The organism is Streptococcus cristatus (assembly GCF_003943465.1).
Lineage (GTDB): Bacteria > Bacillota > Bacilli > Lactobacillales > Streptococcaceae > Streptococcus > Streptococcus cristatus_C.
This window is the reverse complement of sequence record NZ_RJPR01000002.1, coordinates 173,662-188,725: the sequence shown is the minus strand read 5'-3', so window position 1 is coordinate 188,725 and position 15,064 is coordinate 173,662. Positions and strand designations below refer to the sequence as shown.

General features: G+C 36.8%; 13 protein-coding genes. All 13 read left to right on the top strand.

Features of this window, described 5'->3' with window-relative positions; genetic code table 11:
- Nucleotides 1–8 precede the first annotated feature (8 nt).
- The 13 genes from D8793_RS03450 to D8793_RS03390 all read left to right on the top strand — a co-directional run bounded on the left by D8793_RS03450 (nt 9) and on the right by D8793_RS03390 (nt 15,059).
- Nucleotides 9–1,217, top strand: a complete 1,209-nt coding sequence (locus tag D8793_RS03450; protein WP_061909445.1) for a hypothetical protein — start codon at nt 9–11, stop codon at nt 1,215–1,217.
- Nucleotides 1,218–1,340: 123 nt separating this feature from the next.
- Entirely contained in the window at nt 1,341–2,195 is an 855-nt protein-coding gene (gene rfbD / locus D8793_RS03445) for a dTDP-4-dehydrorhamnose reductase (protein WP_061909443.1), read from the top strand.
- A 71-nt stretch (nt 2,196–2,266) separates the two neighbouring features.
- Nucleotides 2,267–3,541, top strand: coding sequence for a lipopolysaccharide biosynthesis protein (locus D8793_RS03440; protein WP_081106534.1), 1,275 nt, complete (start codon nt 2,267–2,269; stop codon nt 3,539–3,541).
- A gap of 6 nt (nt 3,542–3,547) precedes the next feature.
- Nucleotides 3,548–4,522, top strand: a complete 975-nt coding sequence (locus D8793_RS03435) for a glycosyltransferase family 2 protein (RefSeq protein WP_061909440.1) — start codon at nt 3,548–3,550, stop codon at nt 4,520–4,522.
- Between the two features lie 26 nt (nt 4,523–4,548).
- Nucleotides 4,549–5,520 carry a glycosyltransferase family 2 protein gene (locus D8793_RS03430; RefSeq protein ID WP_061909438.1) on the top strand — a complete coding sequence of 324 codons (972 nt, stop codon included), beginning with the start codon at nt 4,549–4,551 and terminating at the stop codon, nt 5,518–5,520.
- On the top strand, nt 5,517–6,233 hold the full coding sequence (locus D8793_RS03425) for a glycosyltransferase family 2 protein (protein WP_061909436.1): 717 nt from the start codon (nt 5,517–5,519) through the stop codon (nt 6,231–6,233). The genes D8793_RS03430 and D8793_RS03425 overlap by 4 nt, the downstream gene beginning before the upstream one ends.
- Nucleotides 6,233–6,592, top strand: coding sequence for a DUF2304 domain-containing protein (locus D8793_RS03420; RefSeq protein WP_061909435.1), 360 nt, complete (start codon nt 6,233–6,235; stop codon nt 6,590–6,592). The genes D8793_RS03425 and D8793_RS03420 overlap by 1 nt, the downstream gene beginning before the upstream one ends.
- Nucleotides 6,582–7,361 (top strand): glycosyltransferase family 2 protein, encoded by a 780-nt coding sequence (locus D8793_RS03415; protein WP_125370588.1) that lies wholly within the window; start codon nt 6,582–6,584, stop codon nt 7,359–7,361. Before D8793_RS03420 ends, D8793_RS03415 begins: the two co-directional genes overlap by 11 nt.
- A 24-nt stretch (nt 7,362–7,385) precedes the next feature.
- A complete protein-coding gene (locus D8793_RS03410) occupies nt 7,386–10,319 on the top strand; it encodes a rhamnan synthesis F family protein (protein ID WP_125370587.1) in 2,934 nt (977 codons plus the stop codon).
- The gene (locus D8793_RS03405) at nt 10,306–11,607 is read left to right on the top strand and encodes a DUF2142 domain-containing protein (protein ID WP_185760998.1); all 1,302 of its coding nucleotides are present in this window, start codon (nt 10,306–10,308) and stop codon (nt 11,605–11,607) included. The genes D8793_RS03410 and D8793_RS03405 overlap by 14 nt, the downstream gene beginning before the upstream one ends.
- Before the next feature lie 9 nt (nt 11,608–11,616).
- Nucleotides 11,617–12,852, top strand: a complete 1,236-nt coding sequence (locus D8793_RS03400) for a glycosyltransferase family 4 protein (protein ID WP_125370585.1) — start codon at nt 11,617–11,619, stop codon at nt 12,850–12,852.
- Between the two features lie 126 nt (nt 12,853–12,978).
- The gene (cps2T, locus tag D8793_RS03395) at nt 12,979–14,127 is read left to right on the top strand and encodes a beta 1-4 rhamnosyltransferase Cps2T (RefSeq protein WP_125370584.1); all 1,149 of its coding nucleotides are present in this window, start codon (nt 12,979–12,981) and stop codon (nt 14,125–14,127) included.
- Entirely contained in the window at nt 14,124–15,059 is a 936-nt protein-coding gene (locus D8793_RS03390) for a glycosyltransferase family 2 protein (protein WP_125370583.1), read from the top strand. Before cps2T ends, D8793_RS03390 begins: the two co-directional genes overlap by 4 nt.
- Nucleotides 15,060–15,064: the final 5 nt, after the last annotated feature.

Here is a 15,064-nt window from a genome sequence, read left to right as displayed (position 1 = left end):
GAGAGATTGTGAAAAATAAAAAAATTAATATTGTCTTATGCTTGTCTTCGTTTATTTATGCGATACAGTTTTATATCAATAATAAAATCACCCCAGTAGGAGACCAAACAGCATTTTTAGAATATGCTAAGGAATTTCATTACAATTATTTATTCTTTGGGATTGATCGTTATTTTACTTGGAGCAGTAGGCTGCTCATTGAGTCAGCCACCTTATTATTTTCCGTTCACGAAAAGCTGTTTATAGCAGCAGCCTTTCTGGCAACGTTGCTTTTGATTTATGCTTTAAGGAAGCTGACTCCTTCCTTGCCTTGGCTGCCAGCTTTACTTATTTTTATATTCCTTCCAGCTACGGAATTTTTAAGCGCGGGCTCTATTCCGACCTATGTCAATTACATTTTCCCGGCTTCCTTGTTGCTTTTTGCACTTTTTTTCAGAGAATCTAAAAATATTTGGATTAATATAGCTAGCCTTTTGTGCTTTTTAGTTGCTATCATGCAAGAACAATTAGCAGTCTATGCTTTTTTGTGGCTTCTGTTTGAAACTGTCCTTGCGAAGAAAGATAAAAAAACTTTACTGGTTAATCTATGCTATTTGGCCCTGAGCGCTTTAGGAATCACATCAGCTAAGCTGTCTCCGGGGAATGCTCTGCGTTTGGAAAAGAACATTGTCAGTTGGTTCCCCAACTTTCCGAACTTGAATATCTTCCAAAAGCTTGGGCTGGGCTTTCTGGAGACAGGGGATAATCTGTTTTCCACGTCCTTTGCCTTTGTGATGGTCTTCTTGCTTGTGCTCTTTGTTTATGCTCTTCACAAGAAAAATATAGCGGCCGTAGCACTGAGCGGTTTTGTCATGTTCAATATTTTTTCGCAAAAAATGGGCTGGAATACTATTTTGGGTACCTTAACAGGTATCAGTAAATCAGCCAGAGAATCAGGGACATTTTCTTTTAATATCACTCATCTGAGCGCGGTCGCTTTTTATGGCTTGCTGCTATTAATGATTCTTTACGCTTTATGGCTTGTAGTTTCAGATTTTAGAGAAAAACTATGGCTGACCTATTTATTTGTAATTGGCCTCATTGGACGCATGGTCATTTCATTATCTCCAACTCTCTATGCTTCAAGCACTCGAACCTTTTTGCCTCTGATGATAAGTGTATTAATTATTACTTGCAGATTGTTGTATAACTTATATACGGAGTATCAAAGGGAATAAGAAACTATTCTTTAGTGTTCCAACTGAAGAGATTTTCCGATAATGATTCGATCGAGCAGATTTTTTCTGCTTTTTTTGGTATAATAAATTCATCGAATTTTTATGATCTGAAAGGACAAACATATGATTTTAATTACAGGTGCGAATGGACAGCTAGGTACAGAGCTTCGCTATCTTTTGGATGAGCGCAATGAGGAGTATGTGGCTGTTGATGTGGCAGAAATGGATATTACCAATGCCCAAATGGTGGACAAGGTCTTTGCGGAAGTCAAGCCAAGCTTGGTTTATCACTGCGCAGCCTATACCGCAGTTGATGCGGCTGAGGACGAAGGAAAAGAGCTGGACTATGCCATCAATGTGACCGGGACCGAAAATGTTGCAAAAGCTACAGAAGCTCACGGAGCAACCTTGGTCTACATCTCGACAGACTATGTCTTTGATGGACAAAAGCCTGTCGGTGAGGAGTGGGAAGTAGATGATCGGCCGGATCCACAGACTGAGTATGGCCGTACCAAGCGCATGGGCGAGGAGCTAGTTGAGAAATATTCCAGCCGTTTCTATATTATCCGTACTGCTTGGGTCTTTGGTAACTACGGTAAAAACTTTGTCTTTACCATGCAAAATCTTGCTAAGACGCACAAAACTCTGACTGTAGTCAATGACCAGCATGGCCGTCCGACATGGACTCGTACTCTGGCTGAATTTATGACTCATCTGGCTGAAAACCAAAAGGAATTTGGTTATTACCATCTGTCTAATGACGCGACAGAGGATACAACTTGGTATGACTTTGCAGTGGAAATTCTCAAAGATACGGATGTGGAAGTCCAGCCGGTGGATTCTAGCAAGTTCCCAGCTAAGGCTAAGCGACCTTTCAACTCAACTATGAGTCTGGCCAAGGCCAAGGCTACAGGCTTTGTCATTCCAACTTGGCAGGATGCTTTGAAAGAGTTTTACAAGCAGGAAGTGAGAAATTAAACATTGAGCAACCTTGCGGTTGCTTTTTTTAAGGGGAATTTATGGTATAATTGGGTATAGTTTTATTTACATTGAAAGAGAGTTCTATCAAATTGAAAGTACGATCATTGCCAAAAATTTTCTTTTGGAATATGCTCGGGAGTTTATCTTCAGCAGCTGTATCTGTTATTTTATTATTTATAGTTACTCGCACCTTATCTAGTGAATCAGCTGATCTTTATAGCTTTGCTTACGCAATTGCAAATTTGCTAGTTATTGTTGCAGGGTTTCAAGTCCGAGATTTTCAAGCAACGGATATTAAAGAAAAATATTCTTTTGATGCATATTTGACTACTAGATTTCTAACTAATATTTTAATGATACTAATTTTGTTAGGCTATTTAATTTTAAATCCTTCGACTTATGAAAATTTTTGGATTATATTTTGGGTCTCCTTTTTTAGAGTTAGTGAGGCGCTTTCGGATGTATTTCAAGGATTATTCCAACAGAAAGAACGATTAGATATAGCTGGACAATCATTATTTTTTAGAAATATAATTTCAACAATAACATTTGCTGTTCTGTTATTATTTTCTAAAAATCTTCTTTTATCTATTGTTTTTCAAACACTCACCTCTTTCATTGTAGTTCTTTTTTTTGATTTTCCAAAATCTAAGTTGTTTCATCGTATTAATATCTCTACAGTAAGATTCAAAGATATTTATAGTATTTTAAAGGACTGCTTACCTTTATTTATAAATGCTTTTCTATTAGTTTCGATCTATAACCAACCTAAGTATGCATTAAACGATATTTTTAATAGGGGATTGATTGAAGCGGGAGTACAGAGAGACTTTAGTATTTTATTCACTCCAATTTTTGCAATGAATCTAATGATTGTTTTTTTACGTCCAATGATTACACAACTAGCAATTTTCAAGGAAGAGAATAAAATTTCTCATTTTATTACGTATAAAAATAATCTATTTAAGATTTTATGGGGAACAAGTATATTAATTTCTATTGTTGGAGCTCTTGCTGCCATACCTGTTTTAAATATTGTTTATGGAACCAAGCTGAATCAATATCAAATGAGTTTCTTTATACTGTTGTTGGGTGGCATTGCTAGTACGTTTTCTACAGTATGTGATAATATTTTAACTGTTTTTAGAAAACATCATTATTTAGTCATTTCATTCTTAGCGGGATATCTTGTATCCATTCTTACAGCTGAGCCACTGGTATCCCAATACGGAATTTTTGGAGCCTCTTTGTCTTTCCTTATCTCTATGATTGCTTGGTTGAGTGTCTCGCTAATTATTTATTTTATGACGAATCCATATACTTTTTTGAGAAGGAGAAGATAGAGAAGTATGAAATTTTCTATTGTAGTTGCTGCGTATAATGTTGCAGAATATCTGAATGAGTGTGTTGATAGTATTGCAAATCAAGATTTTGATGCTTCGAATTTTGAAGTTATATTAATTGATGACGGATCTACTGATCAAAAGACTAGTAAAATTTGTGATGATTTGTCTAATAAATATAGTGTTGTGAAGGTTATACATCAAGAGAATCAAGGTCTTTCTTCTGCAAGGAATACTGGAATTAAAAATAGTCAAGGAGAATATATTCTTTTTGTAGATGGGGATGATTTTTGGAGTAATAAGGATTTTTTATCAAATTTATCAGTTCAGTTGAAAAAAAATAAAAGTGATGTCATTATTTTCCCGTATTCCAAATATTATGGTATAGATAACTATAAAACGACTACTTTAAAAACTAATTTTGATTATAATAGCTATTATGAAAATGTTATTAAATTGGTTTCTAATGAGGTGATGATAGCACCAGCTTGGAATAAGTGTGTAAAAAAAGAGCTGTTTAATAGGGGCTTGAGTTTTCCTGTTGGCTTATTATCTGAAGATTGTTTGTATTGTGCGGATTTATTAAAACAAATGAATTCTTACTCTATTCTAAATATACAGTGTTACATGTATAGACAAAATAGAGATGGAAGTATAACAAATATTGTAAAAGAGAAAAATGTAATAGATATTTTGGAAAGCATTAAAAAAGGAATGGATGATAATACTCAATATAATAACAATCTACGCCAAGCTTTAAATATCTATTTTGCAATCTCATATATTTCAATATTACCTTATGTAAATCAATACATTGATAATTTTAAAATTAAAGAGTTGCTTTATCAGTATAAGTATTTGCTACAGTATGCAAAATATATAGAGAACCGAGCATTTAAATTAACAGGTCTATTAGCCAATTTATTGGGGATAAAATTTTCAATAAAACTATTTCCTGTTTTATTGAAGTTTTATAAATAGAGTGGATTAGTTATGAAAGGAAAAATATGTCTAAACCAGCTATTTCAGTTATTATTCCAGTTTATAATGCACAAGACGGGATTAAACGCTGTTTAGATTCTCTTTTGAATCAATCATTTAAGAATTTTGAAATCATTCTTCTGAACGATGGTTCAAAAGATAATTCTTTAAATATTTTAAAAGAATATGAATTGAAATATAGTTTTGTAAGAGTAATTGACAAGCAAAATGAAGGAGTTGCGGTAACTAGAAATAAGGGGATTCTTCTAGCTGAGGGAGAATATATTATGTTCATGGATAATGATGATTTTGTTGATAGTGATTACATTGAAACTTTTTATCAGGCTATCCATGAGAAAAATCTAGACCTGGTTATTGGTGGGTACAAACGTGTCAATCAGGATAACCAGATTATATTTAGCCAAGATATACAGCAGTCAGAGTGGTCCAAGTATATTATAATGGCTCCTTGGGCCAAAGTTTACCGCACGGAGTTCTTGAAAACGAACAATCTAGAATTTTTTGACTATGGTATAGGAGAAGATATCATTTTTAACCTAGCTGCCTATAAGGCAACAGACAAAATAGGTTTGTTAGATTATAAAGGATATAATTGGTATTACAATAGTCAGAGTATTTCTAATACTTCTCAGAGAGGTTTCTCTCCTAAAATTGATATTTTAGTTCTTTTTTCAAAAATATTTGAGCTGGGTAAGCCATCTGAGCTAGAAGTATATTACTTGAAAAGATATTATGTTTGGTATTTGCTTTTTTCTGGGAGATCCTCATCAAATCAGGAGTTTATTCATCAGTATATTAGGATTAAGGAATGGTTAAAAGAGAATAAACTCATCAGTACGATCTCTCCCTTGTCTAAGAAGGTTCAGGGCGAAAGATTTCAGACTAAAATTTCTCTAATCGTTTTTTTGAGTTTGGAAAAGTTAAGGTTAGTTCCATTATTTGCTAAAATTTATTGTAAAGGGAAGAATGATAATTGAAAGTTTTAATGATAATTCCTGCTTATAATGAGGAAGAAAGTATTTTAAATACGGTTATGAGCATTGTAGAATATCGGAAGAAAGTTGATTTTGACTTAGACTACGTAGTTATCAATGATGGGTCAGTTGATAGAACCAAGGAGATTTTGGACAGCCATGATCTGAATGCTATTCATTTGGTTATGAATTTAGGGATTGGCGGAGCTGTTCAGACGGGCTATAAGTATGCTCTTGAGAAGAATTATGATGTGGCCGTACAGTTTGATGGAGATGGTCAGCATGATATTGAGTCACTGGATGCTTTGCTGGATCCTATTCGTCGTCAGCAGGCGGATTTGGTTGTTGGTTCTCGTTTTATCGGTGACAAGGCTTCAGAATTTCAGACGACTTTTATGCGGCGATTTGGCATTACCATTATTTCAGCTTTTATTAAATTAACAACAGGCAAAAGGATTCTGGATACCACGTCAGGCTATCGTTTGGCCAATCGAGACATCATTCGACAATTCGCTGCGCGTTATCCTATAAAATATCCTGAGCCAGAATCAATCGTCCATATCTTGAAGCGGAAATTTAAAGTGGTAGAAGCACCTGCCAATATGTTTGAACGTGCAGGAGGAGTCTCTTCGATTACTCCGATTAAGTCCATTCGTTATATGATTGAAGTTTGCTCTTCGATCTTGATTGCTGCTTTTATGAAAGAGAGTGAATAATGTCCATTTTGTCTATTGTTATGCTAGTGGCTTCAGTTTTATTTCTGTATTTTGTCTTTCGGAATATCAATCAAAACAATATTTTGTTTGAGCAAGCCTTTATGTGGATTATTATTGGCTTCGTGCTGATTGTTATTTCTGTATTTGATTGGATTCCAGTTTCGATTGCCAAATTGTTGGGCTTTGAGCTGACATCAAACTTTGTGATGTCTTTGGCTATCTTTTTCCTGCTGGTTATTGTTTTTTTACACACTATTTCCATTTCCAAGCAAAAGGAGCAAATCAAGCAGTTGGTGCAAGAACTGTCCATTATGAAGCAAAAAATGTCTAAGTTAGAGAGTGAAAAAGATGAAAAATAACCATACCTGGGTGATTTGTGCCTATGGCGAAAGTGAATTCTTAGAAGCTTGCATCCTGTCTCTGCAAGATCAAATCTTGCCATCGAAGATTATTTGCTATAGTTCAACACCGCTGGATTCAATAAAGCAGCTGTGCCAGAAGTATGAAATTCCTTTTTATACGAAAGAAGGAGGAGGTATCGGCAAGGACTGGAACAATGCCCTTTCCTTTGTTGAGACTTCCTATGCTACCATTGCTCATCAGGATGACTACTATGAGCCAACTTATCTAGAAGCAGTGATGCAAAAAATAGAGCAGTCTAAAGACATTCTCATTGCCTATACAGACTATTTTGAAGAGAAAAATGGAGTCAAGATTCCAGCTAATACTAATCTGAAAATCAAGACTCTCATGCTTAAAACCTTGAATCTGATGCCGGCCAGTCGTTTTTGGAGAAATCGGGTTCTAGCTTTTGGCAATCCCATTTCCTGTCCAGCGGTGACATACAATTTAGAGGCATTAAGGGATTTTCGATTTGATGAGGAAATGCGCGTGAGTCTGGATTGGTACGCTTGGTACAAGATTAGCGCTTATAAGGGTCGCTTTGCTTATATTTCTGAGAAACTCATGTGCCACCGGATTCATGGAGAGTCTGAAACAACCAAGACCATTTCAGATAATACTCGAACCAAAGAGGACTTGTTCATGTATCAGCTTTTCTGGCCTAAGTGGGTGGCTAATCTGATAAATAAAGCATATATGAAGAGTCAAGATGCCAACTCAAATTAATATAGTTATTTACAAGGAAGTTATATGAAAGATTTAATATCTGTTGTTGTAACTTGTTACAACCATCAAGACTACATTGAACAGTGTTTGCGCAGTATTTTTGAACAAACATATAAAAATATTGAGTTGTTGGTATTGGATGATGGGTCCACAGACAAGTCCGCCCAGATTATCCAAGAAACTTTGGTAGATTCCCCTTTTCCGACGCGGTTTGAAAGCCATGGGAATATGGGGGTCGTCAAGACAAGAAACAAGGCTTTGCGGCAAATTCAAGGCACTTATTTTATTTTTGTGGATAGTGACGATTTTCTGGATTTGGACTATATTGAGAGCTTCTATACAACCATGCTGCAAGAGGAGGCAGATATTGTCTATGGGGATCTGTATGATCCCGATAAAAAAGAAATTTACCTTAAATCGCGGCCCTTTGACAAGGTAGCTTTCTTAACGGAGAATTTTATTTCCAACTGTTCCCTCATTCGTCGCTCAATTGCTGATGGTATTTATTATGATGAAGCGCTGAATCGTGAAAAATTGGAAGACTATGATTTTCTTTTAAGCTTAATTATTAATCAAGGTGCGAAACCTGTTTATGATACAAAAACGAAGCTGAATTACCGGGTCTTTGACAAAGAGTCAATCTCTAAACGTGATTCTACTCGATATCATTACGAAATCTATCTAAAAATCCTGCGTAAGTATGTGAAACAGTTGCCAGATGAGATTTATCAAGCTTTGTCTACAAATATTTATACTTTAGATGGCAGACTGAATGATTTAATTCAGCATATGAATCAGGTATCCGATTATATCCATGAGCTAAAGAAAGGCTGGGAACGTGATAGTGAATTAATTTATCAATATCAGGATGACATTGATGAATTACGTAACTCACTCTCTTATCGTGTTGGGAATGCTATCGTCACTCCAATTAAGCAAGTAGGGCAGATTGTCAAAAATCCGCGGAATATCCGAACTGTCCTATCTCAAATGAAGCGTCAGTGCATTACCATAAAAAGAAATATCAAATCGCCCAAAAACTATTATTATCGAGTTTTACGGAATTCTCAGCGAAAGCAGCTTCAACATGTGAGCGGCAAAAAGTGCCTAATCTATGTCATTTTTGAGGCAGAAGAGAATCTTCAGCGCTACAAGGTTCTATTTTTAGAGAAATTAGCTGCTTTGGTAGATGAAACGTTGATTGTGGTAAATGGAGGATTGAAATCAGAAGATTTATCTACTTTGGAACAATATGGCCAAGTTTTGGTAAGGGATAATACAGGTTACGATGCTGCGGCTTTTAGGGAAGGTATTTTAACTATTGGTAAGGAAAAGTTGCAAACGTCTTCTCAGCTTCTGTTAGTCAATGATACGAATATTGGTCCAATGAGAGATTTGAATGAGGTCTTCCAAACAATGGCGGATAGAAATCTTGATTTCTGGGGAATTTCCTTTGGTGAAGTACAAGAAGATGCCACGAATTTCAATCAATATGGCTATATTCCAGAACATCTGCAATCCTATTTTCTTGTCATTGAGCCTTTATTGCTTCGATCAGAGGAGTTTTTCGACTATTGGAATAACCTAACCGATACGGATTCACGCGATAAGGCTATTGGGAAACACGAAACAACTTTTACTAAGTATTTTGCAGATTTAGGTTATCGATATGATGCTTTGGTGTCTGAAAACAAAGACAGTGCTATGTATATTCATCCTTTGAGAATGCTTAGGGCTGGTAGTCCTTTGGTTAAATACACCTCATTACAAAATTATAATGCGCAACAATTTCGTTGGCAGGGACTGGAAAGACGAACAGAAATACCTGATTTGCTCAATTATGTACAAATGGAAACAGATTATCCAGTTGAAATATTGGAAAACATTGTACAAAAATTCAAATCAGTCTCCAGAGAACAGTATATCTTGATTATAGATGGGGTTGAAAACATCATTCCGCAATGTACACGTTACCGAGTGCTGAACAAAGCAGAACAGTTGCGAAAAAACGGCTTCATGGTCAAAGTGGTAAATGTATCAGAATTTGAGATTTCTCAGGCTCGATATGCAAGTCATATTATCATCTATCGTGCTCCATGGTCTTATCAACTCCAATTCTTGTGCGATACAGCTAAAAGAGATAAAAAACCAGTTTATTTTGATATTGATGATTTGGTCTTTGATACCCTTTATACGGATCAGCTGAGTTATACTCAAGGCTTGTCAGAAAAGGACAAGGGCAACTATGATGCTGGTGTCAAAAATTATGGCAAGATGCTAGCTGCCTGTGATGGAGCGATTACTTCGACTGTCCAACTGAAAGAAGAGCTGCTCAAATATAAAGATAAGGTGTTGCTGAACAGAAATCGAGCTTCCAGTGACTTGATTGAAATCAGTTCTCACTTTATCAAAGATTATAGTCAGCAGGATTCAAAAGTTAAGATTGGCTATTTTTCAGGTTCAATCAGCCACAATGAAAATTTTGAATTGATAAAACCAGCCATCCAATCCTTGCTTGAAGTCTACAAGAATGTGGAGCTTCATATCGTCGGACATCTGGATATTCCAGAGGATATGAAGCCGTATCAACAGCAGATCGTTGTACATGACTATGTTGACTGGAAGGATTTACCTCAGCTGATTAGTAGGGTAGATATCAATTTAGCGCCGCTGGTTGATTCGGTCTTTAATCGGGCCAAGTCTGAAATCAAATGGATGGAGGCTGCCTTAGTAAAAGTTCCTACAGTTGCTAGTCACATTGGAGCCTTCTCTGATATGGTAAAAGATGGAGAGACTGGACTTTTGGCTAAAGACGGGGAGTGGAAAGAAAAGTTAGAGAGTTTGATTCTTTCGTCTGACCTACGTCAGGAATTAGCAGAAAATGCCTATGATTTTGTTCTTGAAAACTGCAGTTTAGATAGTAAAGATGAAATGGTGAATGATTTTGAAAAGAAGTAAGACGATGAAAATAGAAAATATCTTTTTGGTCTTGGCGACGGTCTTTGTCATGGCATTTATGGTGGTTCAACCGATCAACCGTGTTCCGGATGAAACGAATCACGCCCGCATGACTTGGGAGATTTTCCATAAACCGACAGAGAAAACCTACAAGTGGATGGAAAATATCTCTTCGGAACCGCATGTTTCTCCCAAAGAGTACAAGAAGCTTTTTACGGAAAAATTGGATTTATCTCAGGAAGAGTCTACTTTGGGGATTAATCTCAAGACTCTTTCCTTTTTACCGCAGCTAATTGGCATGACCTTGGGATCGTTTATCTACCCATCGGTGGGAGTTATTATCATGATGGGGAGATTTTTTAACGGCCTAGCCTATATTTTGGGTGTTTACTTTCTGATTAAGTATTTTAAGTATGGCAAGAAGGCTCTCTTTTTCATTTCACTTCTGCCGATTATGGTTCAGCAGGCAGCTTCTCTCTCCTACGATGTAATGAACTACTTGGAGCTTATGCTAGTCATTGGTTTTTTCACTAATATTGCTTCCAGCAAGAAATTTACCAATAAGAATTTTATCCAGCTTTTGGTCATATCCGTTGGACTCTTTGCAACCAAACTGAACAATGTCTTATTGCTAGGCTTGTTGCCTTTCATTGATTTTGAAATTGAAGGATTCTTAGCTGTTTTGAACAAGCCTTTTCTGGCGATCAAGGCATTTATCGGTCGTCATCGCTATGTTTTTTACAGTTTGGCTTTTGTTGCTGTTTTCTTAGCCTTGCATTTGCTTTTTCGTCATCAAGGAGGGATTTTCCACTACAGTAGGGTTCTGCTCAACACTTTGTTTAAACAGCGCATGAACGGTGACCTCAATACCATATTGACCATTGGTCTCTTTGGATTTTTGGGTAATTTCACCCTTCAGTTGCCCCTGTGGCTAATCTTTCTTGATGTAGCGGTACTGACTATCATTTTCTTGCAGTCCAAGAAAGATTTTATGACGAAGTCCTATGCAACTGTCTCCGCTTATCTTTTCCTTTTGCAGGTCATTGCTGTTGTCACCATCATGTATCTAGAGTGGACTCCGATTGTTTTAGGAAAAGGTGCTCAGATATCCGTTGGAACTCAGGGCCGTTATTTTACGCCTTTCCTAATTCTCTTCTTACCCCTTCTTGCGAATATGGGCAAGCTAGAGATTCAGGAGCGGACAGTTAAAAACTTGCTTATAGGCACTTTGTCAGCTAACTTTTTAATTTCAATCTATTTAATGATTCCATTCTATTGGAATTGGTAAGGATAAGCTATGAAGAAAAATATTTTATTCATTTCGCCGACTGGAACTTTGGATAATGGGGCAGAGATTTCTATTTTCCATCTGATGAAGTATTTGGTTCAAGATGGCTACGACGTTATCAATGCGATACCAGATTATCATGTCCAAGTCCAGCAAGACTATATTTCTACTCTTGCAAAAGAAGGAATTAGAACCATTGCTCTGCCATCGGTTAAATGGTGGTGGGAGGATGCACCAGGTGGTCTTCCTGGAACTCATGAAGAGAGGGTGAATTCTTACCAAGAAAATATTGCTGCGCTGAGAAAGTTAATGGTAGATAGCCATATTGACTTGGTCATTACAAATACAGTTAATATGTTTCAAGGAGCAGTAGCAGCAGCTTGTGAGGATATTCCGCATTTCTGGCTGATTCATGAATTTCCTGAGGGAGAATTTGGTTATTATAAAGAGAAAATTGGTGTTATAGATTCTTTAGCAGATGAGATATTCACTGTTACAGGAAACCTTCAAAAATCGCTATCTTTTCTCTTGCCTCAGCGTGAAATTAAATCGTTTATTTCACATAATGAAGTGGTATCAATAAAACTAAAACAAGGAAGCAAGAAAAGATTTGTTTCTGTTGGTCGAGTAAATGATAATAAAAATCAGATTGAACTGATTCAAGCTTATCAAAATTTAGAAAATGCTTCGGATTATGAGCTTGTATTTATTGGTGGTTGGGATGAAACTTATAAAAAGAAATGTGATGATTATATCCAAAAGAACCGATTAACAAATATTTTCTTTTTGGGGCACAAAGATAATCCTTGGGAAGAGTTAACATCAGAAGATATCTGTGTTTTTACTTCTAAAATTGAAACTTTTGGTTTAGTATACATAGAGGCTATTTTAAATGGGATTCCAACGATTATATCAGATAATCAAGGATATATGACAGCCTACAATTTATTTGAAGTCGGTACTATTTACCAATTAGGAAATATTGAACAGTTGACGAGTATTTTGCAAGATTCTATAAAAAACTTCTCACAGCAAAAAGACTTTGTTGTAAAACAAAGAGAGAGGATTCAAAACGTTTATCGAATAGAAAACAACTATGCTGAGTTGTTAAGTGCAATAACAGAGGATAATGTGAGAAATAAGAAATTATTGTATTATTTTAATAGTCTATTTGAATTCAAAAAAGTATCTGAAAGAAAAATTACCCACCTATTTAAAAAAATTATAAGAAGAATTATAAAATAGTGAATATTATTAAGAGACAGTAAATGGTAAAAAGAAATAGCATTTACTGTTTCTTGCTTTGCAACACAAATCACCAAGAAAATGATATAATAGAATAGATTGTAAATCTTTGAATAGAGGAAAAGCATGAGACATGTCTTCATCATCGGGAGTCGCGGACTTCCTGCTAAATATGGCGGCTTTGAAACTTTTGTTGAAAAAATAGTAGAAAATAAGGTTTCTTCCCAAATTCAGTATCATGTAGCTTGTTTGTCGGATGATGAAGCTTTTCATCATTTTGATTACAAGGGAGTGGATTGCTTCACCATTAAGGCTCCTAAATTAGGGCCGGCTCGGGTGATCGCCTATGATATGATGGCTATCAATTATTCTTTAAAGCTAGTGCAAGAGCAGCAGATTGAGCGTCCAATTTTTTATATTTTGGGTAATACGATCGGAGCCTTTGTGGCACCTTTTGCACATAAAATTCATAAAGCAGGCGGGACTTTCTTTATTAATCCAGATGGTCTGGAATGGAAGCGAGCTAAGTGGCCCAAGCCAGTTCAATCCTATCTTAAATATTCTGAGAAGCTTATGACCAAGCATGCTGATCTGGTCATTGCGGACAACCAAGGCATTGAAAGTTATATAAAACAGTCCTATCCTTGGTCTAAGACGGCTTTCATTGCTTATGGGACAGACCTCCACCTATCTTCTCTTGACTCTCAGGATGCTTGCGTGCGTGATTTTTTTGAGAAATGGCAGAGCAGAGAAAAGGAATATTATTTGATTGTTGGACGTTTTGTGCCAGAAAATAACTATGAAACCATTATCCAAGAATTTATGAGGTCCCAGACCCAACGTGACTTGCTGATTATATGCAATCATGAGGGAAATCCTTATTTTGAAGAACTCAAGCAGAAAACGGGTTTTGATAAGGACTCTCGGATTAAGTTTGTCGGGACAGTCTATGATCAGGAACTGCTCAAATACATCCGCAATCAAGCTTTTGCCTACTTGCATGGCCACGAAGTCGGTGGAACTAATCCTGGACTTCTGGAAGCTCTGGCTCAGACTGATGCCAATTTGGTTTTGGACGTGGACTTCAACCATCAAGTAGCCAAAGAAGCCGCTCTTTATTGGCAAAAAGAAGAGGGACAGTTGGCTCAGCTGATTGATCGAGTGGATGGTCAGAGCGACTTTTCTGAGCTAGGTCAGGCGGCCAAAGAAAATATGAAAGAAAACTACACCTGGGAAAAAATTGTAGGTGAATACGAGGAGCTATTTTTATCATGAAAGTGACTATTCTTCTGTCTACCTATAATGGTGAGCAGTTTTTGGCAGAGCAGATTGAAAGTATTCAAGCCCAAACTTATAAGGACTGGCAGCTCTTGATTCGAGATGATGGCTCTAGTGATGGAACGCGAGCGATGATTGAGGACTTTTGCCGTCAAGATAGCCGAATTTTCTTTATCAATCCGGAAGAAGTTCAAAATTTGGGTGTCATTAAGAGTTTCCATAGCTTGCTTAAGTATCAGGATTCGGATGTTTACTTTTTTAGCGATCAGGATGATGTCTGGTTGCCGGATAAGTTGGCGATTCAGTTGGCGGCAGCAGAAAACTATGATGCTTCCGTACCTTTGTTGGTTTATATGGATTTAAAAGTGGTGGATCAGGAGCTAAATGTTGTTCACGAAAGTATGATTCGAACGCAGTCTGACCATGCCAATACAGAATTGATTCAGGAACTGACAGAAAATACGGTGACAGGTGGCGTTTCGATGATCAACCGCGCTCTGGCTGATTTGTGGACAGGGCAGGAGGAGCATGAATTGCTTATGCACGATTGGTATCTGGGCTTGTTGGCTTCGGCTTTTGGGCAACTCGTTTATCTAGATCAGCCAGGGGAACTTTACCGCCAACATTCCAATAATGTATTAGGAGCCCGAACCTTACGCAAGCGGATGAAGAACTGGATTCATCCTAGCCGTCTATTTGTTAAATATTGGAAATTGATAAAAGACAGTCAGACTCAGGCCCGCAACCTTCTCAGCCAGCCTCTGACAACTGAAAATAGAGAAATTATTGAACATTTTGTGACAATCATGGAAGCCCCTTTTGCAGAGCGACTGCGACGGATTCGAAAGTATGGCTACAGAAAAAATCGTGCCTTTCATACTTTGGTTTTCACGACGCTCATTCTCACAAAATTTGCTTATAAGGAGTAATATGC